We start from the raw sequence: 24,943 nt of genomic DNA on the forward strand, positions 1-24,943 counted from the left end.
ACCGCTGGTGGTGCCGAGCGGACCGCGGCCCCACCGTGCGCGGCGTGTGCGGGATATTCGGTTGCCGCGCCCGCGAGCGGTCTGTTCTGCTGGTGGCACCAGATCCCAGGGGGTTCAGTCATGCGAGCGACGTTCATGTCCAACCAGCCAACTGCCGTCAACGCAGAGGACATGAACCTTCTTGCCATCGCTCAACCTTGGGATTCTCGCGCACGTCGACGCCGGTAAGACCAGCCTCACCGAGCGCCTCCTGCTCGACGCGGGCGTCATCGGCGAACTCGGCTCCGTCGACGCCGGGTCCACCCGGACCGACTCCCTCGACCTCGAACGCAGGCGCGGGATCACCATCAAGGCCGCCGTCGTCTCGTTCGAGCGCGACGGCGTCACCGTCAACCTCATCGACACCCCCGGCCACCCCGACTTCATCGCCGAGGTGGAGCGGGTCCTGTCCGTGCTCGACGGGGCCGTCCTCGTCGTCTCCGCGGTCGAGGGTGTGCAGGCGCAGACCCGTGTCCTGCTGCGGACCCTGCGCAGGCTGCGGATCCCGACGCTGATCTTCGTCAACAAGGCCGACCGCCGCGGCGCCGATCCCGCGCGGGTGCACCGGGAACTCGGCCGGCTCGCGCCCTCGGTACGGCCCGGTGACGTCGAGGCGCTCGCCGAGCACGACGACGACGTGCTCGCCGCCTACCTCGACGGCACCGCCGTGCCCGACCGGCTGGCCGACCGGACCCGGGACGGCACCGTGCACCCGGTGTTCACCGGCTCCGCCATCACCGGCGACGGGGTCGGCGCGCTCATGGCCGCGCTCACCACGCTCCTGCCGGCGCGCGGTGAGGCCGACGGGCCCCTGTCCGGCACCGTCTTCAAGGTCGAGCGGGGACCGGCGGGGGAGAAAGTCTCCTACATCCGCATGTACTCCGGCACGCTGCGCGTCCGGGACCGGCTCGACGCGGGCAAGGTCACGGCCATCCGCGAGGTCTCGCGGGGCGCCGCCGAGGTGTCCGGCGGGCAGATCGCCAAGGTCTGGGGACTGGACGTGCGGATCGGTGACACCATCGGCGAGGCACCACGGGCCACCGGGCACCGCTTCGCCCCGCCGACGCTGGAGACGGTCGTGACGCCGGTGCACCGCCGCGGGGCCGGCGCGCTGTACGCGGCGCTCACCGAGCTCGCCGAGCAGGACCCGCTCATCAACCTGCGCCAGGACGACGAGCTGTCGGTCTCCCTGTACGGGGAGGTGCAGAAGGAGGTCATCGGCGCCACGCTGCGCGACGAGTACGGCATCGAGGTCACCTTCCGCGAGTCCACCACCATCTGCGTCGAACGGCCGGCAGGCACCGGGGCCGCGGTGGAGCTGATCGGGACCGGCCCGTTCCTCGCGACCGTCGGGCTGCGGGTCGAGCCCGGCCCGCCGGGTTCCGGGGTCGGGTTCCGGCTCGGCGTGGAGCTGGGGTCGATGCCCTACGCGTTCTTCGTGGCCGTCGAGGAGACCGTGCACACCGCGCTGCGGCAGGGCCTGTCCGGCTGGCAGGTCACCGACGTGCTCGTCACCATGACCCATTCGGGGTACTGGGCGCGCCAGAGCCACTCCCACGGCACGTTCGACAAGAGCATGTCGAGCACCGCGGGTGACTTCCGCAACCTCACGCCGCTCGTGCTGATGGCCGCGCTCGCGCAGGCGGGTACCACCGTGCTGGAGCCCATGCACCGGTTCCGGCTGGAGGCACCGGCCGACTGCTACCGCACCGTGATGCCCGTGCTCGCGCGGCACCGCGCCATCCCGCTGACCTCACAGGTGGCGGCCGGGGCGTTCGTGGTGGAAGGGGACATCCCGGCGGAGAACGTGCACGCCCTGACGCGGCGGTTGCCGACACTCACCCGAGGGGAAGGGGTGTTCGAGAGCGCCTTCGACCACTACCAGGAGGTCACGGGCATGCCGCCGCGGCGGCCGCGCTCGGACCACAACCCGCTCAACCGCAAGGAGTACCTGCTGCACGTGGTCCGCAGGGTGTGACCGTCGCGGTGCCAGGACGTGTCCCCATCGATCGCTGTGCGGAGACCTGCGCCTGACCAGCGGTTACCTCACGGGAACGTGACAGCACCCGCCACGGTCCGCCTCGGTGGGGGCGGGCTAGTCGACAGTGCTCTTGAGGAAGGTGATGATGGCCTCCAGGCCGTCCCCGATCCAGCCGAAGATCGCCTGCACCCCGTCGCCGAGCTGGCTGGGGTGCGCGATCAGGGTGTAGATCAGGACGGCCGCCGCCGCGAGCAGCAGGACCTTTTTGGGTTTCATCCGCGCCTCGACTCGCCCTTCCGATCCAGCCGTACGGTTGGCACCATTCTGCTGCTTCGACGGTATGCGATGGTGCGGGTCGGTGATCAATAGCCCCATCAGGTGACACCGGGACCGCGTCCGATAGTGGGCCCCCTCACGATGCCTCACGGCGGCGAGTCCGGCAACACGGCCACGCACCCGATCTCGCGGTGAACTGCTCGCTCGATCCGTACGTATGTGTGGTGACGGGGCGTGCCCGGCGACCGGAACGGATGTGATCGTGTGCACAACGGTGTGGATTCGGGGTTGTTCGGCCAGACCGCGCACAGTCCGTCGTTCTTCGAGCTGGCCAGGCGGATGGGGGACCACGGCAGGCAGCTGGTTGACTTCTGCATCCCGTGCAACCCGTACTTCCCCACCCCGGAGATGTTCGACGAGCTGGCCGGCAACCTGGAGATGATGCTCAAGTTCTACCCCAGCGACGCGGACACGATCACCCGCCAGCTCGCGCGGGTGCTCGGGCTGAACCCGGCGACAGTCGCGATGGCCAACGGGTCGACCGAGCTGATCACATGGATGGACCACCTGTGGGTCCACGAGAGCGTCGCGATCCCCATCCCGACGTTCGGGCGCTGGACCGACCAGCCGATGGAGACCGGCAAGCGGGTCGACATGTTCCCGCTGCGTGAGGTGGACTTCTTCCAGCTCAGCGTGGACGAGTACGTGCGGTTCATCCGGTCGCGCGGGTCGCGGGTCGCCGTGCTGTGCAACCCCAACAACCCCGACGGCGGGTACCTGCCGCGTCGCGAGGTGGTGCGGTTCATGGACGAGCTGTCCGACCTCGACCTGGTGGTGATCGACGAGTCGTTCATCGACTTCGTCGAGGCCGAGCCCGCGCCGTCGGTCGCCTCGGACGCCGCGATCCGGCCGAACGTGGTGGTGCTCAAGAGCCTCGGCAAGAACTTCGGGCTGCACGGCATCCGGTTCGGCTACCTGGTCGCGAACCCGGGGCTCGCGCGGAAGATGCGCGGCACCCTGCCGAAGTGGAACCTGAACTCACTCGCCGAGTCGATCGTGTTCATGCTCGGCGCCCACGGTGCCGAGTACCGGGAGAGCCTGCGGCTGCTGGCCCGCGACCGGTACGGCATGGGCATGCAGCTCGCGCGGGTGCCCGAGCTGTCGGTGTACTCGTCGCAGGCGAACTTCCTGCTGGTGAAGCTGGGCCCCGGGGTGGACGGCACCGCGTTGCGGGACCACCTGATCAGCCGCCACCAGGTGTTCATCCGCGAGTGCGGCAACAAGCTGGGGATGAGCAACCAGTTCGTGCGCCTGGTCGTCCGCCCGCAGCAGGACGTGGCGCGCCTGATGGAGGGACTCGACGACTACCTGCAGCCCCGCTGGGACGACGAGCTGGCCCGCCGCCGCGACGCCCAGAGCGCGTGAACCACCTGGGCCTGACCTACTGAAGTGGCAGCAGCCCGTCCTTGGCCAGCAGCGGCGCTTCCGCGCCGGGTGCCGTGTGCGGGTACTTCAGGTTGCTGCCGGTGTTGAGCACCACGACCTCCTCCGACCCGTCCAGCCAGCCGTCGGCCCGCAGCCGTGCCACCGCCGTGAGCGTCGCGGCGCCCTCCGGGCACATCAGCACCCCCTCGGTCGCCGCGCATTCGGCCTGTGCGGCGAGGATGTCCGCGTCGTCGACCGCGACCGCGGTGCCGCCGGTGTCGCGGATCGCCGACAGGATGAGGAAGTCGCCGACCGCGCTGGCCACGTTGATGCCGAACGCCACGGTCGCCGCGCCCTCCCACGGTCGCGCGGTCTGTGCGCCCTGCTCGAACGCGCGCACGATCGGTGCCACACCGGAGGACTGCACGGCCACCAGACGCGGCAGCCTGCCGGTCAGCCAGCCGAGCGCGACCAGCTCGTCGAGCGCCTTGCGGATGCCGATCAGCCCGACCCCGCCGCCGGTGGGGTAGACGATCACGTCCGGCATCCGCCAGCCGAGCTGCTCGGCGATCTCCATCCCCATCGTCTTCTTGCCCTCGATGCGGTAGGGCTCCTTGAGCGTCGCGGTGTCGAACCAGCCGTCGGCGACGGCCTGCGCGGCGAGCTTGCCCGCGTCGCCGATCAGACCGTCCACGACGTACAGGCGCGCGCCCGCCATCGCGCACTCCATACGGGTGATCCTCGGCGCCTCCCGCGGCATCACGATCAGCGCCTCGAGGCCGGCGCGGGCCGCGTAGGCGGCCCACGCCGCGCCCGCGTTCCCGTTGGTGGGCATGGTGATCCGGTCGATGCCGAGCTCCAGCGCGCGGGATACGCCGACCGCGGCGCCGCGCGACTTGAAGCTGCCGGTCGGCAGCATGCCCTCGTCCTTCACGAGCAGGTCCGGCACGCCGATGCGGGCGCCGTAGGACCGCAGCGGCAGGATCGGGCTCATCCCCTCGCCGAGCGACACCACGTGCCTGCGGTCGCGGACGGGCAGCAGCTCGCGGTAGCGCCACAGGTCACCCGGCCGGCTCGCGATGTCCGCTGTGGACACCGTGCGCGCGACCAGGTCGAGGTCGTAGCGGACGAGCAGGGGGGTGCCGCACTCGCACAGGTTCTGTGGTTCGTCGGCGTCGTACCGCGTGCCGCACCGGCCGCACTCCAGGTGGGACAGTGCGCTGTTCCATGGCTCTGCCAACGGATCTCCTCGCGCCAGGGTGATGGCTCACCAAGTCCGTTCTAGCACCGCTCGCTTCGCAGGAGCAATACTGGATTTTAGATTCAATGTTGTGCGCCGCCGCGCCGATCTGCTCGCACGCCGCCGACGACGGCTCGGTACCGTGATCCGGTCACTGACCAGCGGGAGGACGGCGATGTCGCTGCCGAGGAGCACCCTGAGCAGCATGGCGTACGGTGAGCTGCGCCAGGCGATTCTCAGTGGGCGGTTGGCGCCGGGGGCACACGTGTCCGTGCGCCCGCTCTGCGAGGAGTTCGGCCTGTCGGCGACGCCGGTGAAGGCCGCGCTGACCGCACTGGAGCGGGAGGGCTTCCTCGTGCTCCACCCGCACCGCGGCTTCTTCGTGCCCGAGGTCGACCGCGACGACATGCAGGAGCTGTACGAACTGCGCGAGGTGCTGGACGGCATAGCGGCCCGGCGCGCCGCCGCCGCTCCTTCCCGCGATGCGCTGGTCGCGCGGCTGACCGAGCTGGTGGCAGAGCAGGCGGCGGCGGTCGAGGCGCGGGACCTGTCCGGGTACGGCGATCTTGATGTGCGGTTTCACCAGGAGATTCTCGAGGCCGCCGGTAACCGGCGCCTGCGGCACGTCGCCGAGAACATGATCGGGCAGCTCCGGTTGGGGCGGGCCACCTCGGCTCGCGTGCCGGGGCGGCCTTCCGCCGCGCTCGTCGAGCACCGGGAGATCGTGGCCGCTATCGCGGCCGGTCGGCAGCAGCAGGCCGAACGGTCGGCTCGGCGGCACGTTCGCAAGTCCGCCAATGCTCTCGATCGGTTTCTCGACCGGGGTGGACGGGCTTCTTGATCGTCGGCTTGCCTGCCTGATGGCCGGACGGGCAGGCCGATGCCCTGAAAGGCGCGTTCAGGGCGCTCAGCGCCCTGAACGGCCCATTGGCGGCACTCGTCACGCGTCAACGCGTCTTTCACGGCGCTGGCCCGCCCTGCTGGGCCCGTGTTGTGAATCGGTACCGCCATCTAGCCTATTGACGTCACTGAGTCACCAATCGGACACTAGGGCCGCTTGGGTAAACGATTACTCGGGTGCGTATCGACCGTCCCCTGCCTCTGCGGTTGATCGAAAGGTGTCCTCGATGTCGAGAATCGCCGTCCTGCTCTGTGTTGCGCTCGTCGTGCTCGGGTTGGGGCCTGTCTCCGGTGCGGGGGCGCAGCCGCGCGCCGGGGACGGGACCGTCGGGTGGGACACCTACCGGCGGTTGGATCTGCTGCCCGATCTCGCGGGCGGGTCGCAGACCAAGCAGTTCTCCAGCTTCGCGCGGAACGGCACCAACGACGACGGGTTCGTCGGGCGGTACTCGTGTCTGCGCACCAACGGGCCGGGGTGTGTCCTCGCCGAGGAACGGGGGGCCGGGGAGATTCAGTCGATCTGGTTCACGCGGGACGAGGGGAACGTGTCGGCGACCGGGAACATCCGGATCGTGCTCGACGGGGTCACCGTGCTCGACGCGAGTCTGCAGCGGGTCGTGAACGGGGACTTCGGGGCGCCGTTCGTGTTCCCGCTCGTCACCAACGCCGACCAGACCTCCGGGGGCGTCACGATCAAGGTGCCGATGCCCTACCGGTCCTCGATGCTCGTCACCACCACCAGCAACCCGCTCTTCTACCACGTCGGGTACCGGGAGTTCGCCGACGCGGACGGGGTCACACGCTTCAACCCGGCGGATCCCGCGAACGACGTCATCTCCTTGCTGCGCAACGCGGGGCGGCAGGATCCCAAGCCCGCCCAGCCCGGTGCCGCCACCGTCGGTGCCACGGTCTCGCCGGGGGCCGGTGGGGCCGCGACCATCGCCACGCTCGCCGGGCCCGGTGCGGTCACCGCGGTTCGGGTGCGGGTGCCCGACCACCTCGCCACCGAGGCCAACCTCGCTGGGTTGCGGCTGCGGGGGACGTTCGACGGACGGTCCACTGTAGACGCTCCGCTCGGGGAGTTCTTCGGGGCCGGGCTCGGCGAGCGGGAGGTGCGTTCGCTGATGTTCTCCATGGACGCCGCGGCCGGTGGGTGGTACAGCGCGTGGTGGATGATGCCCTACGCGAACAGCGCCACCCTGAGCATCGCGAACACCACCGGTGCGACCGTCAGCGGCATCCGCACCGAGGTCACGTACGCGCCGAACGGCAAGTGGGCCACCGAACTGGCGGTGAGCGGGAACGCCGGGTACTTCACCACGCAGTCCCGTGCGGGCACCACCACGCAGGCCCGTGACTGGGTGGTCGCCGACCAGCCGGGGCGCGGGCGGCTGGTCGGGGTCACGCAGGTGGTGCGGAACTCGGTCGCCGGGGGCAACGAACGCGGTTACCTCGAAGGTGACGAGCGCATCCAGGTCGACGGGTCGCTGACGCCGCAGATCTACGGCACCGGCACCGAGGACTTCTACGAGTCCGGCTGGTACTTCAACCGGGGCGAGTACTCCGGGGTGTTCACCGGCAACACCGGGCACCGGGTCCGCACCAGCACGTGCGCGGTCGAGTGCGACTCCATGTACCGGCTGCAGATCGGCGACGCCGTCTCCTACTCGACCGGGCTGCGGTTCGGGATCGAGCACGGGGCGCAGAACGACATGCCCGTCGCCGAGAGCACCACCGCGTTCCTCTACACGAAGCCGCAGCTGGCGGGCCGCACCACCGACACGATCGTCGTCGGTGACGCCGGTAGCCGGACCGCCCACTCCTACACCGAGTCCGGCGCCGCCTCGCAGTACGGGCTGACCAGCGTGTACGAGGGCGACGACGACCACATCGGGGTCACCGGCCAGGTCCGGTCCACCGGCGGCGCCATCAGCTTCCGGCTCGCCGTCGACCCCGGCAACCAGGGGGTCCGGCTCCGGCGCACCAGCGACCAGAACGCCGCCTACCAGAGCGCCGCGGTGACCGTGGACGGCGCGGCCGCCGGGACGTGGGTGCAGGCGCTGGGCAACCAGTCGCAGCGCTGGCTCGACGACGACTTCACGGTGCCGTCCGCGCTGACCGCGGGGAAGTCCGCCATCACCGTTCGTCTCGTGCCGAGTGGTCCACAGTGGACGGCCAACCGGTACGCGGCGGTCAACCTCGTCGCGCCGTTCACCGACACCACACCGCCGAGCGGGGTCGCGACCCCGGCCGTCGGCGGGCGGACGCACGCGGTCGCGTTGAGCTGGCCGCCAGCCACCGACAACGTCGGGGTCGCCAACTACCGCGTGTACGCCTCCACCAACTCGTCGGTGCCGATCACCGGCGGCAACCTGGTCGGCACCAGCACCACACCCGGGTTCCGGCACGGGCCGCTGCCCGCGAACACCACCCGGCACTACCGCGTGGTCGCCGTCGACCGGGCGGGCAACGCGGGCGCCGCGTCCGGCGTGGTCAGTGCGACCACCACGGTCCCGGTCACGACCGACGTCGACGGCGACCGCCGCGACGACGCCGTGCTGTTCACCCAGGGTGCCACCAACGACGTCTACACGGCCCTGTCGTCCGGCAGCGCGTTCGGTGGCCGGGTCAAGGGGCACGACTTCTTCTCCGTCACCGGCGAGGTGCCGCTGACCGGCGACTTCAACGGCGACGGCCGTTCGGACATCGTGACGTTCACCAGGGGCGAGGCCGCCGACGTGTACGTCGCCCTGTCGAACGGGACCGGGTTCGCCGGCACCTCGGTGCGCTGGCACGACTACTTCGCCGTCGGCACCGAGAAGCCGGCCGTCGGCGACGTGAACGGCGACGGGCGCGACGACATCATCACGTTCACCTGCGGCAGCGCGGGCGACGTCTACGTGGCGCTGTCGACCGGCTCGTCGTTCAGGCCGGGCGTCAAGTGGTCCGATAGCTTCTGCGTCGGCGACGAGCGGCCCGCGGTCGGCGACTTCGACGGCGACGGCCGCGACGACGTGGTGACGTTCACCGGCGGTACCAGGGGCGACGCGTACGTGTCGCTGTCCAACGGCACCGCGTTCGTGCAGGAAGGCTGGCTCTGGCACGACAACTTCGCGGTCGGCACCGAGTTGGCCGGCGCGGCGGACGTGAACGGGGACGGGCGTGACGACGTGGTCACGTTCACCCGCGGCGCCGCCGCGGACGTCTACGTGTCCCTTTCGGACGGTGGCCGGTTCGTGCAGAACGCGTGGAAGTGGCACGACTTCTTCGCGGTCGGCGCCGAGCTGCCCGGCCTCGGTGACGTCAACGGCGACGGCCGTGCCGACATACTGACGTTCACGAACAACGCGGCCGCGGACGTGTTCGCGGCGACCTCGACCGGGTCGGCCTTCTCCGGCACCACCGTCCGGTGGCACGACGACTTCGGCAACGGTACCGAGATCCCCCGCCCGACCATCTGACACAACGGGGTACACCATGCGCGCCAGCAGATTCGCGGCGGCCGTGACCGCGGTCGCCATCCTCCCGCTCGCCGCGGGCATCGCCACGGCGGCACCGAAGCCCCCCGACGGGCCCAGCGCACCGTGGGCCGACGACACCCCGGCGGCGGCCGGCATGGCCGCCGGGCCCCGGCCCGACTTCCGGGCGCCGTGGCCGTGCGGCCAGCAGCGGCAGTACTACCACCACTCCAGCGAGGTCGTGAACGCGCTCGACTTCAACCTCGCGGGCAGCGAGGACCACGGCACGCCCGCGCTCGCGAGCGCGGCGGGCACCGTGATCGACGTGGTGTCGAGCAACACCGGCTACGGCAACCACGTGCGCGTCGACCACGGCGGCGGGTGGACGTCGATGGTCGCGCACCTGTCGGCGTTCAGCGTCAGCCGGGGCCAGTACGTGGTCGCGGGCACCGAGCTCGGCAAGGTCGGCACCACCGGCAACTCGACCGGCCCGCACCTGCACTACGAGCAGGAGGCGGACGGCGCCAACCAGCCGATCGTCATCGACGGCGTCCCGCTCCGCTACAGCTCCGCGATCTCCTACCACACCAGCGGGAACTGCGGCGGCGGCGCGAGCACGATGTTCGGCGGCTCGCCGACCGACTTCAACGGTGACGGTCGCGACGACATCGTCACATTCAACCAGGGCGCCCTTGGCGATGTGTACGTGGCGTTGTCGAACGGTTCCGGGTTTGCCGGGACGTCGGTGAAGTGGCATGCCTTCTTCGCTCCCGGTGGTGAGACGCCGTTGACCGGTGACTTCGACGGGGATGGCCGCGACGACATCGTGACGTTCACGCACGGTTCGTTGAACGACGTCTATGTGGCGTTGTCGAACGGGTCGTCGTTCGGGCCGGGTGTGAAGTGGCACGACTTCTTCGCGCTGGGTGGTGAGGTTCCGGCGGTCGGTGACGTGAACGGTGATGGCCGCGACGACATCGTCACGTTCACCCGGGGCACCTCGGGGGACGTGTACGTGGCGCTGTCCACCGGCACCGCGTTCGCGGCATCGGTGCGCTGGCACGACTTCTTCGCGCTCGGCGGCGAGTTCCCCGCGGTCGGTGACGTGAACGGGGACGGGCGCGACGACATCATCACGTTCACGCGCGGCACCGCCGGTGACGTGTTCGTCGCTTTGTCCGACGGCGCCCGCTTCGTCGGCACCACCGTGAAGTGGCACGACCTGTTCGCCGTCGGCACCGAACAGCCCCGCGTCGGCGACTTCGACGGGGACGGCAAGGCCGACATCGCGACCTTCACGAACAACGCGGCGGCGGACGTGTACGTCGCCACCTCGACCGGCACCGGCTTCACCGGCACCACGGTCAAGTGGCACGACTTCTTCGGGCTCGCCGGAGAGTTCCCGTACGCGGGTGACTTCGACGGCGACGGCGTCTCCGACATCGTGACCTTCACGCTCGGTTCGACCAACGACGTGTACGTGGCGACCTCGACCACGACCGGGTTCGGGCCGGGGGTGCGCTGGCACGACTTCTTCGGTCTGAACGGTGAACGAGTCCTCTGAAGAAAAACCCCTGCTGACAAAGGATTCGCGATGACAAGATGGAGACGCGGTGCGCTGGTGTGCGTTGCCGCGCTGGCCATGACGGGAATGGCGGTGCCCGCGTCGGCCGCGCCGGCCGACCCGGCGGCCCCCGGCGACCACGTGCCGCTGTCGGTGGAACCGCTGGCGTGTTCGAGCATCCCCGCCAACCACGACCCGAACGTGATCAAGGTCGTCTACCAGGTCGGTCTCGACCGCAGCGTGTCGCAGAAGGTGATGCTCGCCGCGTTCGAGGCGGGCTGGGTCGAGTCGCACATGAACAACCTGAACTGCGGCGACAAGGACTCCCTCGGCGTCTTCCAGCAGCGGCCGAGCCAGGGCTGGGGCACCCCGGAGCAGATCATGAACGTGTCGTACGCGGCGACGCAGTTCTTCGTGCAGGCACAGCGCAACGAGCCGCTGTACCCGAACTACACGGCGGGCCTGCTCGCGCAGAGCGTGCAGCGGTCGTGCTGCCCGGAGCGGTACGACCAGGCCGAGGGCAGGGCACGCGCGATGATGGACGAGGCACGCGGCCTCGTCGGCGGTGCCCGGGCGTTCACCGGCTCGCCGACCGACTTCAACGGTGACGGTCGCGACGACATCGTCACGTTCAACCAGGGCACCCTTGGCGATGTGTACGTGGCGTTGTCGAACGGCGCGGGATTCGCCGGGACGTCGGTGCGCTGGCACGACTTCTTCGCCCCCGGTGGTGAGACGCCGTTGACCGGGGACTTCAACAGTGACGGTCGCGATGACATCGTCACCTTCACACACGGCTCGCTGAACGACGTCTACGTGGCGCTGTCCACCGGCTCGTCGTTCGGGCCGGGTGTGAAGTGGCACGACTTCTTCGCGCTGGGTGGTGAGGTTCCGGCGGTCGGTGACGTGAACGGCGACGGCCGCGACGACATCATCACGTTCACCCGCAACAACCTCGCCGATGTCTATGTCGCCCTGTCGACCGGCTCGTCGTTCGCGGCGTCGGTGCGCTGGCACGACTACTTCGGGCTCGCCGGGGAGGTCCCCGGTGTCGGCGACGTCAACGGGGACGGCAGGGCGGACCTCGTGGTGTTCACCAACAACGCGGCGGCCGACGTGTACGTGGCGCTGTCCACCGGGTCCGGGTTCGCCGGCACGTCGGTGAAGTGGCACGAGTTCTTCTCGATCGGCGGGGAGTCGCCACGCATCGGCGACTTCAACGGCGACGGCAGGGCCGACATCGCGACGTTCACCAACAACGCGGCCGCGGACGTGTACGTCGCGACCTCGACGGGGTCGGCGTTCGCGGGCACCACGGTCAAGTGGCACGACTTCTTCGCGCTGGCGGGCGAGTTCCCGTACACCGGTGACTTCGACGGCGACGGCCGCGACGACGTCGTCACCTTCACCAGGGGCTCGCTGAACGACGTCTACGTCGGCCTGTCCAACGGCACCGGCTTCGCGGGCGGTGCCAAGTGGCACGACTTCTTCGGGCTCAACGGCGAAATCACCCTGTAGAGGAGCGTGACGTGAACAAACGCCTGGCGGCACTCGGCACGGCGCTGACTGTCGCGTTCGGACTGACGAGCATCCCGGCGGTGACCGTGGCCGCACCGGCGCACGGCCCGGTCAACACCGCGTTCGCCCGCGCCGCGAGCGAGTTCGACGTGCCCCGCGACCTGGTCGTGGCGCTCGGCTACGGCGAGACACACCTCGACGGGCACGACGGCGAACCCAGCCAGGACAACGGGTACGGCGTCATGCACCTGGTGAGCAACCCGGTGCGGCGGACACTGGAGCAGGCGGCGAGCCTGACCGGCGAGTCCGTCGCCGCGCTGAAGGAGGACACGGCGGCCAACATCCGCGGCGGTGCGGCCGTGCTGCGGTCGCTGGCCGACAAGGCCGGGCTGACGGGCGACGAACGGAACCGGATCGCCGCGTGGTACCCGGTGGTCGCGCGGTACGGCGGCGCGACCGACGACGCGGTGGCCCGGCTGTACGCGGACACCGTGTACGGCTTCCTCGCGAGCGGCATGCAGGTTCGCACACCGGAGGGGGAACCCGTGGTGGTGGCGCCCTACCCGAGGGCGCCGGAACGCGGCCGGTACGAGAAGGTCGCGGCCGGTGGCGTGTCCGCGCAGGGCCTCGACTACCCCAACTCGCGTTGGGTGGCCGCGCACCCCGGCAACTACAGCGCGGGCCGGTCGGCGGCGATCAACCTGGTCGTCGTCCACGTGACCCAGGGGTCGTACGCGGGCACGATCAGCTGGTTCCAGAACCCGTCGTCCGGTGTCAGCACGCACTACGTCGTGCGGTCCTCGGACGGTGAGGTCACCCAGATGGTGCGGGACGGCGACACCGCCTACCACGTGCGGAACGCCAACTCGCGGGCGCTGGGCATCGAGCACGAGGGTTTCGTGGACAACCCGTCCTGGTTCACCGACTCGATGTACCGGTCGTCCGCGGCGCTCACGAAGTGGCTGTGCGAGCGGCACGGGCTGCCCAAGACCCGGCAGTACGTCCAGGGCCACAACCAGATCCCCGGCAACGACCACACCGACCCCGGTCCGCACTGGAACTGGGACTACTACATGAGCCTCGTCAACAGCGGCGGGTCGGCCGGTGTCTACACCGGATCGAACACGGACTTCAACGGGGACGGCCGCGACGACATCATCTCGTTCAACCGGGGCACGCTGGCCGACGTGTACGTGGCCCTGTCGAACGGGTCCGGGTTCACGGGCACGTCGGTGCGCTGGCACGACTTCTTCGCCCCCGGCGGCGAGACGCCGTTGACCGGTGACTTCAACGGGGACGGCCGCGACGACATCGTGACGTTCACGCACGGTTCGCTGAACGACGTCTATGTGGCGCTGTCCAACGGGTCCGCGTTCGGGCCGGGTGTGAAGTGGCACGACTTCTTCGCGCTCGCGGGTGAGGTGCCCGCGGTGGGTGACGTGAACGGGGACGGTCGCGACGACGTCATCACGTTCACGCGCAACAACCTCGCCGATGTCTATGTCGCCCTGTCGACCGGCTCGTCGTTCGCGGCGTCGGTGCGCTGGCACGACTACTTCGGGCTCGCCGGGGAGACGCCGGGCGTTGGCGACTTCAACGGGGACGGCCGCGACGACATCGTCGTGTTCAACCAGGGCACGCTGGCCGACGTGTACGTGGCCCTGTCGACCGGTTCCGGCTTCGCCGGCACGTCGGCGAAGTGGCACGACTTCTTCTCCGTCGCCGGTGAGGCACCACGCATCGGCGACTTCAACGGCGACGGCCGCGACGACATCGCGACGTTCACCGTGAACGCGGCCGCCGACGTGTACGTGGCGACCTCGAACGGCTCCGGGTTCACCGGCACCACCGTGAAGTGGAGCGACTTCTTCGGCCTCGCCGGGGAGTTCCCGTACACGGGCGACTTCGACGGGGACGGCCGCGACGACGTCGTCACGTTCACCAAGGGCTCGCTGAACGACGTGTACACGGCGATCTCGGGCGGTTCCGGGTTCCTCGGCGGCAACAAGTGGCACGAGTTCTTCGGCCTCAACGGCGAAGTGACCCTGTAGAGGAGGACATGATGGGCAAGGGGCTGCGCCTGCTGGCGCTCGTGCTCGTGTCGACCGGGCTCACGGCGGCGCCCGCCGGCGCGGCCCCCGCCCCGCCGACGGTCTCGGCGGGGAACTTCATCCGCGTCTACGACCCGTCGGCCGGGGAGTCGACGCAGTGGTACTACAACGACCACACGCTGGTCCGGGACGTGGTCACCGGGACATGGCACGTGTACGCGATCACCCACGCCGAACCGGCGAACCCGTTGGACGAGAAGCACTTCGGGCACGCCACCGCGCCCTCCCCGAACGGGCCGTGGACGAAACGGCCGTTCGCGCTGAGCGCGAACCCGGCGCTTGGCGAGAGCCACATCTGGGCGCCGCACGTCATCCACCACAACGGCGTCTACTACATGTACTACGCGGCCGGGACACCGGACCACGCCGCGTACCGCATGCACCTCGCGACCTCGACCGACCTGAACAACTGGACCCGCAGCGCGGCGAACCCGCTGTTCACCGACGGCTTCGACGCCCGCGACCCGATGGTCACGCGGGTCGGGCCGCTCTGGGTCATGTACTACACGGCGAACAGCACCCCGTCCGGCGGCAACCACCAGGTGGCGTACCGGACCTCGACGGACCTCGTGCACTGGAGCGGGAAGCGGGTCGCGTTCCAGCACCCGGCGTCCGGCACGTACGGCGGGCCGACGGAGTCGCCGTTCGTGGTGTTCCGCGGTGGCTGGTGGTACCTGTCGGTCTGCTGCGACTCCGGGTACAAGGACACCAGGGTGTACCGCAGCCGCGACCCGTTCCACTTCTCGGTCAACGACCTGGCGGGCCGGGTCGACGCGCACGCGGCGGAGATCGTCACCGAACCGTCCGGCGCGACGTGGATGACCGGCGCGGGCTGGGGGCAGGGTGGGCTGCACGTCGCGCCCCTGCACGTCAACTCGTCGTACGCGGGGGTGTTCACTGGGTCGCACGCGGACTTCGACGGGGACGGCCGCGACGACGTCGTCACGTTCACCCACGACCCGCTCGCGGACGTGTACGTGGCGCTGTCGAACGGCAGTGGGTTCAGCGGCACGTCGGTGAAGTGGCACGACTTCTTCGCGCTGTCCGGGGAGACACCGCTGACGGGTGACTTCGACGGGGACGGCCGCGACGACATCGCCACGTTCACCCACGGGGCCCTGGCCGACGTCCACGTCGCCCTGTCGACCGGCTCCTCGTTCGGCGCGTCCGCCAAGTGGCACGACTGGTTCTCGGTCGACGGCGAGGTCCCGGCGGTCGGCGACGTGAACGGCGACGGCCGCGACGACATCGTCACGTTCACCCGCAACGCGGCGGGCGACGTCTACGTGGCCCTGTCGACCGGGACGTCGTTCACGGCGTCGGCCAAGTGGCACGAGTTCTTCGGCATCGCCGGTGAGTCACCCGGGGTCGTGGACGTGAACGGTGACGGCCGCGCCGACATCGTGACGTTCACCCACGGGGCACTCGCGGACGTCCACGTGGCGCTGTCGACCGGCTCGTCGTTCGGCGCGTCGGCGAAGTGGCACGACTCGTTCGCGCCAGGGCTTTCCGACCCGAGACTGGCCGACGTGAACGGCGACGGCAGGGCCGACCTGGTCCAGTTCAGCCGCGAGGGCGTCGTGCACGTGGCCAGGTCGACAGGGGTCGGCTTCGGTCCCGCCGCGAAGTGGCACGACTTCTTCGCCCCACAGGGCGAGTTCCCGTACGTGGGCGACTACAACGGCGACGGGAAGGCCGACATCGTCACGTTCACGAAGCTACCCGGCGCCGACACGTACGTGGCCCTGTCCACCGGCACCGGGTTCGGCCCCGGCCCGAAGTGGCACGACTACTTCGGACTGCCGGGCGAAACCACGCTCTAGCCAGAACCGACGGACACCCGCAGGTCGAACGGCGCTGGACGCGAACGGGCGACTCGCGGGTCCTGAACGGGGAACTCGCGGGTCCTGAACGGGGGACTCGCGGGTTCTGAACCGGGGACTCGCGGGGGTGGCCAGCACCGAAGCCGCTCCCGGTCCTCGTCCAGCGCCTCGGCCGCCGCGACGGCCCGCTCGACGATCTCGGGCGCGCGCCACCGCTGCGCCGCACGCACCGGCCACCCGGCACGAGCAGCGGCGGCGAGGTCCTCGGGGGCTCGGGAAGGCTCGGTCCCCTTGACCGTCCCCGCGCGGGTGAACCGGTAGCCGTAGCAGCGCATCAACGGCGCCAGCTCGTCACCGTGGGGGACGCGGAGCGGGGCGGTGGTCACGTCGGCAGCGGGACGTCGGACGCGAACGACAGTCCGCGGGCCGCCAGTTCCTCTTCGAGGATCCGGATCGCCTTGGGGCCGACCCCGTGGATCCTCAGCAGGTCCTTCCTCGTGACCGTGGTGAGCTGCTCGTATCGCGTGTAGCCGTTCAGTGCCAGCTCGCGCGGCGCCACCTTGCCCATCCGCCCGGGGAACTCGGTCTCCTCCACGACGCGCACCCTAGGCGATCACGCCGGGCTGGAGCCAGCCGCGGATCTCGCCGCGTTCGCTGTCGGACAGCACCATCGGCACGCCGGCGGCCAGCTCGAGGACGTTCTCCGCGAACGCCTCCGCGAGTTTGGCGGCGTCCAGGCCGGGGCGCGGCCACCCGATGCCCTGGTGCCGCAGGCCGACCACGACGAAGTGCACCGCGGGCCGCGACACCGGGCGGCCCAGCTCCGCGCACCGGTCCCGCGCACGGCGTTCCGCCTCGGCCTGGTCACCGTCCCCGTCGGTGTCGCCGACCTCGGCGAGCACCCCGAACAGCGTCGCGTACGTCTCCGGGGACAGCATCGGCGCGTCGACCAGCCTGCTGACCCGGTCCACCACCTCGGACATGTTCAGCGCGGCCTGCGCGCTCGCCGTGTGCCGCGTCGGGTCGTACAGCCAGCCGGGCGAGCGCCTGCTGTCGACGCGCAGGTGCTCGTCGGTCATCTGCGCGATGAACTTGCCGAAGCTCCCGCTGCCCGCCCAGTTCGTGGTCTCCACCGGCATGCCGACGGTCTTGCGGACCTCGTGCGCCACCCTGGCCATCACCACCGGCTCCGCCGCCGACGACACCAGGTCCCGCACCACCCGCTGCATCCGCAGCCGCAGTTCGTCCAGCTCGATCGGGGCCGGTGGCGGAACGTCGTCCGCCACCGCGAGACCCAGTGCCTCGTCGAGGAACACCGAGTCGGGGATCGCGAAGTCGCACGCCGCCTGCAACGCCGCCGCGGCCGGTCCGCTGACCAGCATGGCGGTGCGGCGGTCGTGCTCACGTAATCGCAGCAGGACCGGCGTGAAGTCGGCGTCGACGGACAGGACGATGAACTCGTCGTACCGCTCGGGGTGGGTGAGCGTGTCGAGGATGTCGAGCACCATGTGGATGTCGGCGCTGTTCTTGCCCATCGTGGTCAGCGCGGGGCAGTCGACGACCCGGAACCCGGCGCGGGTGAAGTACGGCCGGAACTGCCCGGACCGCGCGGGTTCCAGGTAGCAGATCCGCCGCAACAGCTTGCGTGGCTGGTCGTCGAGGTCGACCACGAGCGGGCCCAGCGTCCGTTCCATCCACTGCACCCACCGCGCGGGCTGGGTCGCGAACCGCCGCCCCGCCTCGGGACTGGACTCGCTCAGCCCGCGGTGCACGTTCTCGAAGTCGACGAACAGCGCGGCCCTGCGATGGCCGTCAGCCGAGACCTGGTTGGCGTACACACTCCACCCCCTGTGCGACCCCGACGAACCACACATCGTCGTCGCACCGGGGTCGTTACAGGCCCAGCCTGTCGCGCAGGTCGGCCTCGCCGATGCCGTGCGTCTCGCGGATCGCCACCCCGTCCTCGCCGAGCAGGAAAACGCCGTGGTCGGTGTACACGCGGCGGACACAACGCAGACCGGTCAGCGGGTACGTGCACGACGGCACGAGCTTGGGGGCGCCGGAGTCGGTGAACAGCGTCATCATCACGTACACCTGCTTCGCGCCGATCGCGAGGTCCATCGCACCGCCGACCGCGGGGATCGCGCCGGGCCCGCCGGTGTGCCAGTTCGCGAGGTCACCGGTGAACGAGACCTGGAACGCGCCGAGCACGCACACGTCCAGGTGCCCGCCGCGCATCATCGCGAACGAGTCGGCGTGGTGGAAGTACGACGCGCCAGGGGTTTCGGTGACCGGGACCTTGCCCGCGTTGATCAGGTCCGGGTCCACCTCGTCGCCGTCCGCCGCGCGGCCCATGCCGAGCATGCCGTTCTCGGTGTGGAGGATGACGCCGGAGTCCGGCGCGAGGTGGTCGGCCACCAGCGTCGGCTGCCCGATGCCCAGGTTCACGTACGAGCCGGGTGGGATGTCGGCGGCGACCAGCTTCGCGATCCCCGCACGGTCGAGACGGCTCATCCGCCCGCTCCCTCCTCCGCCAGTACGGCAGGTGACGGGCACGCCACCACCCGGTCCACGTAGATCCCCGGCGTGACCACCACCTCCGGGTCCAGCGAACCGGGCTCGGTCACCGACAGCACCTGCGCGACGGTCAGCTTCGCGGCCGTCGCCATCACAGGGCCGAAGTTGCGGGCCGTCTTGCGGTACACCAGGTTGCCGAGCGTGTCCGCCTGCTGCGCCTTGATCAACGCGACGTCACCGTGGATCGGGAACTCCAGCACGTGGTCGCGGCCGTCGATGGTGCGGGTCTCCTTGCCCTGCCCGAGCGGCGTGCCGACACCGGTCGGGCAGTAGAACGCGCCGATCCCCGCACCGGCCGCCCGCAGCCGCTCCGCGAGGTTGCCCTGCGGCACGACCTCCAGCTCGATCCGCCCCGACCGGTACAGCTCGTCGAAGACGTGGGAGTCCTTCTGGCGCGGGAAGGAGCACACGATCCGCCGCACCCGACCGGCGGCGAGCAGCGCGGCGAGCCCGTGCGACCCGTTGCCCGCGTTGTTCGACACGATCGTCAGGTCCTTGGCCCCGCACCGCCGCAACGCGTCGATCAGCTCCACCGGCTGACCGGCGGTGCCGAACCCGCCGACGAGCACCGTCGCGCCGTCGCAAACCCCGGCGACAGCCTCGTCGGCGGACTCGTGAACCTGTGTCGAACGGCTCGCCGCGCTCCTCCGCTCGCGTGTCACGACACCACGTTCTCCAGCACCACCGCGAGTCCCTGGCCGACACCGATGCAGATCGCGGCGACACCCCAGCGGTGCCCGCCCTCGCGCAGCACCTTCGCCAGCGTGCCCAGGATCCGGCCACCCGACGCGCCGAGCGGGTGCCCGAGCGCGATCGCGCCACCACGCGTGTTCACGATGTCCTGGTCGATCTTCCACGCGTCCACGCACGCGAGGGACTGCACGGCGAACGCCTCGTTCAGCTCCACCGCACCCACGTCCGACCAGGCGATCCCGGCCCGTTCCAGTGCCCGGTTCGCCGCTTCCACCGGCGCGTACCCGAACCGCTGCGGCTCCAGCGCGCACGCGGCCCGCCCGGCGATCCGCGCCAGCGGGTCCCGGCCCAGCTCGGCCGACTCCGCCGCCACCAGCACGGCCGACGCCCCGTCCGACAGCGGCGACGCGTTGCCCGCCGTGATCGTCCCGTCGGTGCGGAACGACGGCTTGAGCTTCGCGAGCTTCTCGACCGAGGTGTCCGCGCGGATGCCCTCGTCACGGGTCAGTTCGCCGACGGGGACCGTGATGTCGTCGTAGAACCCGGCCTCCCACGCGGCGTGCGCGAGCCGGTGCGACCGCTCCGCGAACGCGTCCTGCCGCTCCCGGGAGATGCCGAACTCCTCCTGCAGTTGCTCGTTGCACTCGCCGAGCGAGACCGTCCACTCCCCGGGCATCCCCGGGTTCACCAGCCGCCAGCCGAGCGTGGTCGACACCGCCGTCACGTCCCGCGCCGGGAACGCCCGGTCCGGCTTGGGCAGCACCCACGGCGCACGGGTCATCGACTCGACGCCACCGGCCACGACCACGGTCGCGTCGCCGGTCTCGACCTGCCGGGACGCCGACATGACCGCGTCGAGGCTCGACCCGCACAGCCGGTTCACGGTCGAGCCGGGCACGGTCACCGGCCAGCCCGCGAGCAGCACCGCCATCCGGCCCACGTTGCGGTTGTCCTCGCCCGCGCCGTTGGCGAGGCCGAACGTCACCTCGTCGACGGTGGCCGGGTCCAGCCCCGGCGTGCGGTCGGCGATGGCACCAAGGACGGTCGCGGCGAGGTCGTCCGGCCGCTGTTTCGCCAGCCCGCCGTCGAACTTCCCGAACGGGGTGCGGACCGCGTCGTAGACAAAAGCGTCGCTCATGAGTGTCCAGGGTAGGTAATGAACACGGTCTCCCGATCACCTTGAAGTGTGACGTCGAACCGCAGCCCGTCGGCGTCGCGCACGGCCACCAGCGTGGCCCGCCGGTCCGGCGGCAGCGACAGGAGGAACGCGTCGGTGGCGTCCGGCAGGTAGACGCGGGTGAACAGGCGGTTCATCAGGCCGCGGGCGAACACGGTCATCGCGATGAACGGCGCGCCGGGGGAGACCGTGGTGAACGAGTACCGGCCCACGTCGTCGGTGGCCGCCCGGCCCCAGCCGGTGAACGTGTAGCCGTCGCGGTGCAGCGACCCGGCCTTCCTCGGCACGGTGCCCGCGCTGTCGGCCTGCCGGATCTCCAGCAGCGCGTCCGGCACCGGCGCGCCGGCCCCGTCCAGGACCACGCCGTGCAGGGGGATCGCGTCCGGGTGGCCCTTCGGCACCAGGTCGGGGCCGCCTTCGTAGGGCAGCGCGAACCCGTAGAACGGGCCGACGGTCTGGCCGGGGGTCGGGGCGTTCACCGCTCGCTCCACGTCCGGTGGCCGCCGGTCAGCACGATGTCCCAGCGATAGCCGGTGGCGATCTCGGGCAGCGTGACGTCGTGGTCGTAGGTCGCGACGAGCCGCTCACGGGCCTTGGGGTCGACGATCGACTGGTAGATCGGGTCGAGCCCGAACAGCGGGTCGCCGGGGAAGTACATCTGCGTCACCATCCGCTGCGTGAACTCGGTGCCGAACAGCGAGAAGTGGATGTGCGCGGGCCGCCAGGCGTTCGTGTGGTTGCGCCACGGGTACGGGCCCGGCTTGACCGTCGTGAACCGGTAGGTGCCGTCCCGGCCGGTGAGGCAGCGGCCGACGCCGGTGAAGTTCGGGTCGAGCGGCGCCGGGTGCTGGTCGCGCCGGTGCGGGTAGCGGCCCGCCGCGTTGGCCTGCCAGATCTCCACGAGCTGGTCCGCGACCGGCCTGCCGTCGCCGTCGGTGATCCGGCCGGTGACCACGATCCGCTCGCCGATCGGCGAGCCGGGGTGCTGGATCGTCAGGTCCGCCTCCAGCGGGTCCACGTCCTGCGGTCCGAACACGGGTGCCGCCAGCTCGACGTCCTCGGGGTCGGCCCGGTACAGCGCCTTCGTGGGGTGGCGCAGGACGCTGCTGCGGTAGGGCGGGTAGTCCAGCCGGGGCTGGGTCTCCTCGCCGGCCCGGGTCGCGGCGACCGCCGCGATCTCGGCACTGATCTCCGCCTGGGTCGCCGTCGCGGTGTCCGACGAGGCCGTGGCGGGCGGGACTGCTGCTCCGGTCACGTCGACGACGTTAGGCGGACCGGCACGGGGGTGCGAGACTTTTCTTCCACTGGGTGAAAGGGCGGTCCGGGTGGCCGGCAACAGCGCACGACCGGGGACCAGCGTCGTGTCCCGGGTGCTCGCCGTGCTCGGCGCGTTCGACGACGAACACCGGGCCATGACCCTCACCGAGCTGGCCGCGCGCGCGGACCTGCCGCTGACGACCGCGTTCCGGCTGGTCGGCGAGCTGGTCGCGTGGGGAGCGCTGGTGCGGCGGGAGTCCGGCGCGTATGTGATCGGGCGGCGCCTGTGGGACCTCGGGCTGCTGGCGCCGGTGCCCTCCGGGCTGCGGCAGGTAGCCTCGCCGTTCCTGCACGACCTCTACGGCGCCACGCTCGCGACCGTGCACCTCGCGGTCCGCGACGGCGCCTCGGTGCTCTACATCGACCGGCTGGCCGGGCACGTGTCGGTGCCGGTGGTCAGCGACGTCGGGTCCCGGCTGCCCATGCACGCCACCGGTGTCGGCAAGGTGCTGCTCGCACACGCCCCGGACGACGTGCGCGGGCAGGTGTTGCGCAACCTCACCCGCATCACCCCGTACACGGTCACCCAGCCGGGGAGGCTGCGGGCCGAACTGCGGCGCGTGCACCGCGAGGGCTACGCACAGACCATCGAGGAGATGAGCCTCGGCGCCTGCTCGGTCGCCGTCCCGATCAGCGTGCGGGACGGTGCCGTGGTCGCGGCGCTCGGCATCGTCGTGCCCCGCCTCGGCCGCGACCGGCCCCGCCTCGTCGCGGCGTTGCGGGTCGCGGCCAAGGGCGTCGGCAGGAGCGTCGACCCGGCCAGGATCTCCGTGGAGTTCCACTGAACGGAAAGCCGGTGTGTTGTCCGCGCCAGGGTGGGCGGTATTGACTTGGGGCATGCGAACCCAGGTCGCGATCATCGGCGCGGGACCGGCGGGCCTGCTGCTGTCCCACCTGCTCGCGGCAGGTGGGGTGGAGTCGGTGGTGGTCGAGACGCGCACCCGTGAGTACGTCGAGTCCCGCATCCGTGCCGGCATCCTGGAGCACTCGACGGTCGAGCTGCTCAGATCAGCCGGGCTCGGGGACCGGCTCACGCGGGAGGGCGACGAGCACCGCGGTATCCACCTGCAGTGGCCCGGCGAGCGCCACCACCTCGACTTCGGGGACCTCGTCGGGCGCAGCGTGTGGGTGTACGGGCAGACCGAGGTGCAGAAGGACCTCGGCCGCGCCCACGACGCGGCGGGCAGGCAGGTGCTCCACGACGTGCGGGACACCGCGGTGCACGACCCGGCCGACCCGTACGTGACGTTCACCGTCGACGGCAGGCCGGAGCGGCTGGACGCGGACGTGGTCGTCGGCTGCGACGGCTCGTTCGGCCCGACGAGGGCGGCGGTACCCGGGCAGACCTGGCAGCGGACCTATGGCTACTCGTGGCTCGGGGTGCTCGCGAACGTGCCGCCGTCGACCGACGAGCTGATCTACGCGTGGCACCCGGACGGGTTCGCGCTCAACTCGATGCGCTCACCCACCGTGACCCGGCTGTACCTGCAGGTCCCCGCCGGGACCGACGTCGCGGACTGGCCGGACGAGCGGATCTGGGACGCCCTGTCCGACCGGCTCGGCCACGGTCAGGACGGCTGGCACCTGGCACGCGGCCCGATCACCGACAAGAGCGTGCTGCCGATGCGCAGTGTCGTGCGCGCCCCGATGCGCCGCGACAAGGTGTTCCTCGCGGGGGACGCCGCCCACATCGTGCCGCCGACCGGCGCGAAGGGGCTGAACCTGGCGGTCGCCGACGTGGCACTGCTCGCGCCTGCGCTGGTCGCGCTGCTGCGCGAGAAGGACCCCCGGCTCGCCGACGAGTACTCCGACCGCGCGCTCCGCCGCGTCTGGCGGTGCACCCACTTCTCGTGGTGGATGACCACGATGCTGCACACGACGGAGGACCCCTTCGACCAGCAGCTGCAACTCGCGCAGCTGCGGTGGGTCGCGTCGAGCGAGGCGGGCGCCCGCGGACTCGCGGAGAACTACGCGGGCCTGCCGATCGGTTTCTGACCGGAAGTCCCGCCCGCACGGCGCCCACCCGAAAAGCAACCAGCCGGCTGTGGACAACTCACACGAACACGACCACGAGGAGGACGGCCACCAGCAACGCGACGAACACCGAACGCATGACCCCATGTATAACCCCTTTTGGGGTTATCGGGCAAGCCGTGTGCCGACGACGGTCCGCCTGGGCCGCGCGGGCCGTCGTGCTCGGCTGGGGCGCCGAGGCCAGGGACACGCCCGGCTCGGACCGGCCCGGTTAGGTTCGCCGGGAGCACCGACGAACCCCGGAGGCCCGAGAATGCCGGACAGCCCAGACGTGCCAGACGAGGTCCTGCGCAGGCTCCGCGCGCTGTGCACGGCGCTGCCCGGCTGCTACGAGGAACGGGCCTGGGTCGGCACCCGCTGGATGGTCCGCAAGAAGACCTTCGCCCACGTCCTCGGGATCAGCGACCAGTACCCGCCCGCCTACACGCGCGACGCGCCGTTCGTCGGTGACGCCACCGTCCTGACCTTCCGCTCCTCTGGTGACGAACTCGCCGCGCTCACCGGCACCGGGCACCCGTTCTACAAACCGCGCTGGCACCCGCAGGTGGTCGGCATGGTGATCGCGCCGGACGCGGACTGGGCCGAGATCAACGAACTGCTCGTCGAGAGCTACTGCCTGCGGGCGCCCAAGACGCTGGTGGCGCAGGTGCTCCGGCCGGGGTCCCCGAACGGCTGAACCACGGGGAGCCCGTGGCCCGGCAGAAGACCGGTCAGGAATCGAGAAGCACGGATGGCAGGCGCGCACCTAGTGTCCTGCGCCGGAAATTCGCCTTGTAAGTCTAGTGTGGGGTTATGACACGGACTGGGCGA

Annotated in this window: 21 protein-coding genes; 11 read left to right on the top strand and 10 right to left on the bottom strand. The window is 70.8% G+C overall.

The features are described 5' to 3' along the window. Positions 1–181: 181 nt before the first annotated feature. Positions 182–2,017 carry a GTP-binding protein gene (locus tag ACFPCV_RS34250; RefSeq protein ID WP_378061117.1) on the top strand — a complete coding sequence of 612 codons (1,836 nt, stop codon included), beginning with the start codon at positions 182–184 and terminating at the stop codon, positions 2,015–2,017. A 117-nt stretch (positions 2,018–2,134) separates the two neighbouring features. Here ACFPCV_RS34250 and ACFPCV_RS34255 read toward each other — a convergent pair whose 3' ends face one another. Beyond that, positions 2,135–2,296 (bottom strand): hypothetical protein, encoded by a 162-nt coding sequence (locus tag ACFPCV_RS34255; RefSeq protein ID WP_378061118.1) that lies wholly within the window; start codon positions 2,294–2,296, stop codon positions 2,135–2,137. A 264-nt stretch (positions 2,297–2,560) separates the two neighbouring features. On the opposite strand from ACFPCV_RS34255, the gene ACFPCV_RS34260 reads away from it, so the two are divergent. Next, positions 2,561–3,721 carry a pyridoxal phosphate-dependent aminotransferase gene (locus tag ACFPCV_RS34260; protein ID WP_378061120.1) on the top strand — a complete coding sequence of 387 codons (1,161 nt, stop codon included), beginning with the start codon at positions 2,561–2,563 and terminating at the stop codon, positions 3,719–3,721. A gap of 16 nt (positions 3,722–3,737) precedes the next feature. Here the strand turns inward: ACFPCV_RS34260 and ACFPCV_RS34265 are convergent, their stop codons facing one another. Continuing rightward, a complete protein-coding gene (locus ACFPCV_RS34265; protein WP_378061121.1) occupies positions 3,738–4,961 on the bottom strand; it encodes a threonine synthase in 1,224 nt (407 codons plus the stop codon). A gap of 91 nt (positions 4,962–5,052) precedes the next feature. Here ACFPCV_RS34265 and ACFPCV_RS34270 point away from each other — a divergent pair, with 91 nt between their 5' ends. From ACFPCV_RS34270 to ACFPCV_RS34295, 6 genes are all read left to right on the top strand, one after another. Further along, on the top strand, positions 5,053–5,802 hold the full coding sequence (locus ACFPCV_RS34270; protein WP_378061123.1) for a GntR family transcriptional regulator: 750 nt from the start codon (positions 5,053–5,055) through the stop codon (positions 5,800–5,802). 286 nt (positions 5,803–6,088) lie between these two features. Then, positions 6,089–9,322: a DUF2961 domain-containing protein gene (locus ACFPCV_RS34275; RefSeq protein WP_378061125.1), complete on the top strand. Its 3,234-nt coding sequence runs from the start codon at positions 6,089–6,091 to the stop codon at positions 9,320–9,322. 16 nt (positions 9,323–9,338) lie between these two features. Further along, positions 9,339–10,883 carry an FG-GAP-like repeat-containing protein gene (locus tag ACFPCV_RS34280; RefSeq protein WP_378061127.1) on the top strand — a complete coding sequence of 515 codons (1,545 nt, stop codon included), beginning with the start codon at positions 9,339–9,341 and terminating at the stop codon, positions 10,881–10,883. A gap of 30 nt (positions 10,884–10,913) precedes the next feature. Continuing rightward, positions 10,914–12,401 (top strand): FG-GAP repeat domain-containing protein, encoded by a 1,488-nt coding sequence (locus ACFPCV_RS34285; protein WP_378061129.1) that lies wholly within the window; start codon positions 10,914–10,916, stop codon positions 12,399–12,401. 11 nt (positions 12,402–12,412) lie between these two features. Beyond that, complete coding sequence (locus tag ACFPCV_RS34290; protein ID WP_378061131.1) at positions 12,413–14,452, top strand: N-acetylmuramoyl-L-alanine amidase; 2,040 nt, start codon at positions 12,413–12,415, stop codon at positions 14,450–14,452. Between the two features lie 11 nt (positions 14,453–14,463). Continuing rightward, entirely contained in the window at positions 14,464–16,335 is a 1,872-nt protein-coding gene (locus ACFPCV_RS34295; protein ID WP_378061132.1) for an FG-GAP-like repeat-containing protein, read from the top strand. Here the strand turns inward: ACFPCV_RS34295 and ACFPCV_RS34300 are convergent. From ACFPCV_RS34300 to pcaH, 8 genes are read right to left on the bottom strand one after another with little or no spacing between them, the layout of a single operon-like run. Further along, positions 16,332–16,721 (bottom strand): hypothetical protein, encoded by a 390-nt coding sequence (locus ACFPCV_RS34300; RefSeq protein ID WP_378061134.1) that lies wholly within the window; start codon positions 16,719–16,721, stop codon positions 16,332–16,334. The genes ACFPCV_RS34295 and ACFPCV_RS34300 overlap by 4 nt on opposite strands. Continuing rightward, entirely contained in the window at positions 16,718–16,930 is a 213-nt protein-coding gene (locus tag ACFPCV_RS34305; RefSeq protein ID WP_378061136.1) for a helix-hairpin-helix domain-containing protein, read from the bottom strand. Before ACFPCV_RS34305 ends, ACFPCV_RS34300 begins: the two co-directional genes overlap by 4 nt. 10 nt (positions 16,931–16,940) lie before the next feature. Next, a complete protein-coding gene (locus ACFPCV_RS34310) occupies positions 16,941–18,173 on the bottom strand; it encodes an NYN domain-containing protein (RefSeq protein WP_378061137.1) in 1,233 nt (410 codons plus the stop codon). Positions 18,174–18,228: 55 nt separating this feature from the next. Continuing rightward, entirely contained in the window at positions 18,229–18,849 is a 621-nt protein-coding gene (locus ACFPCV_RS34315) for a 3-oxoacid CoA-transferase subunit B (RefSeq protein ID WP_378061138.1), read from the bottom strand. Beyond that, entirely contained in the window at positions 18,846–19,574 is a 729-nt protein-coding gene (locus ACFPCV_RS34320) for a 3-oxoacid CoA-transferase subunit A (protein WP_378061140.1), read from the bottom strand. Before ACFPCV_RS34320 ends, ACFPCV_RS34315 begins: the two co-directional genes overlap by 4 nt. Beyond that, entirely contained in the window at positions 19,571–20,743 is a 1,173-nt protein-coding gene (locus tag ACFPCV_RS34325; RefSeq protein WP_378061142.1) for a thiolase family protein, read from the bottom strand. Before ACFPCV_RS34325 ends, ACFPCV_RS34320 begins: the two co-directional genes overlap by 4 nt. Continuing rightward, the gene (gene pcaG / locus ACFPCV_RS34330; protein WP_378061144.1) at positions 20,740–21,261 is read right to left on the bottom strand and encodes a protocatechuate 3,4-dioxygenase subunit alpha; all 522 of its coding nucleotides are present in this window, start codon (positions 21,259–21,261) and stop codon (positions 20,740–20,742) included. Before pcaG ends, ACFPCV_RS34325 begins: the two co-directional genes overlap by 4 nt. Continuing rightward, positions 21,258–22,037 carry a protocatechuate 3,4-dioxygenase subunit beta gene (pcaH, locus tag ACFPCV_RS34335; protein WP_378061146.1) on the bottom strand — a complete coding sequence of 260 codons (780 nt, stop codon included), beginning with the start codon at positions 22,035–22,037 and terminating at the stop codon, positions 21,258–21,260. Before pcaH ends, pcaG begins: the two co-directional genes overlap by 4 nt. A gap of 70 nt (positions 22,038–22,107) precedes the next feature. Here pcaH and ACFPCV_RS34340 point away from each other — a divergent pair, with 70 nt between their 5' ends. The 3 genes from ACFPCV_RS34340 (at position 22,108) to ACFPCV_RS34350 (ending at position 24,809) form a co-directional block, all read left to right on the top strand. Continuing rightward, positions 22,108–22,884 (top strand): IclR family transcriptional regulator, encoded by a 777-nt coding sequence (locus ACFPCV_RS34340; RefSeq protein WP_378061149.1) that lies wholly within the window; start codon positions 22,108–22,110, stop codon positions 22,882–22,884. A gap of 52 nt (positions 22,885–22,936) precedes the next feature. After that, the gene (locus tag ACFPCV_RS34345) at positions 22,937–24,094 is read left to right on the top strand and encodes a 4-hydroxybenzoate 3-monooxygenase (RefSeq protein WP_378061150.1); all 1,158 of its coding nucleotides are present in this window, start codon (positions 22,937–22,939) and stop codon (positions 24,092–24,094) included. Positions 24,095–24,404: 310 nt separating this feature from the next. Next, positions 24,405–24,809 carry an MmcQ/YjbR family DNA-binding protein gene (locus ACFPCV_RS34350; RefSeq protein ID WP_378061153.1) on the top strand — a complete coding sequence of 135 codons (405 nt, stop codon included), beginning with the start codon at positions 24,405–24,407 and terminating at the stop codon, positions 24,807–24,809. The last annotated feature ends 134 nt before the right edge of the window (positions 24,810–24,943 follow it).

The sequence above is a fragment of the Actinophytocola glycyrrhizae genome (assembly GCF_042653545.1).
GTDB classification, from domain to species: Bacteria; Actinomycetota; Actinomycetes; order Mycobacteriales; family Pseudonocardiaceae; genus Actinophytocola; species Actinophytocola glycyrrhizae.

What these genes read in the sequence shown, in the direction of transcription:
- ACFPCV_RS34255 (WP_378061118.1), bottom strand. Translation starts at nt 2,296, where the DNA reads ATGAAACCCAAAAAGGTCCTGCTGCTCGCGGCGGCGGCCGTCCTGATC.
- ACFPCV_RS34275 (WP_378061125.1), top strand. Translation starts at nt 6,089, where the DNA reads ATGTCGAGAATCGCCGTCCTGCTCTGTGTTGCGCTCGTCGTGCTCGGG.
- ACFPCV_RS34280 (WP_378061127.1), top strand. Translation starts at nt 9,339, where the DNA reads ATGCGCGCCAGCAGATTCGCGGCGGCCGTGACCGCGGTCGCCATCCTC.
- ACFPCV_RS34285 (WP_378061129.1), top strand. Translation starts at nt 10,914, where the DNA reads ATGACAAGATGGAGACGCGGTGCGCTGGTGTGCGTTGCCGCGCTGGCC.
- ACFPCV_RS34295 (WP_378061132.1), top strand. Translation starts at nt 14,464, where the DNA reads ATGGGCAAGGGGCTGCGCCTGCTGGCGCTCGTGCTCGTGTCGACCGGG.
- ACFPCV_RS34315 (WP_378061138.1), bottom strand. Translation starts at nt 18,849, where the DNA reads ATGAGCCGTCTCGACCGTGCGGGGATCGCGAAGCTGGTCGCCGCCGAC.
- ACFPCV_RS34325 (WP_378061142.1), bottom strand. Translation starts at nt 20,743, where the DNA reads ATGAGCGACGCTTTTGTCTACGACGCGGTCCGCACCCCGTTCGGGAAG.
- ACFPCV_RS34345 (WP_378061150.1), top strand. Translation starts at nt 22,937, where the DNA reads ATGCGAACCCAGGTCGCGATCATCGGCGCGGGACCGGCGGGCCTGCTG.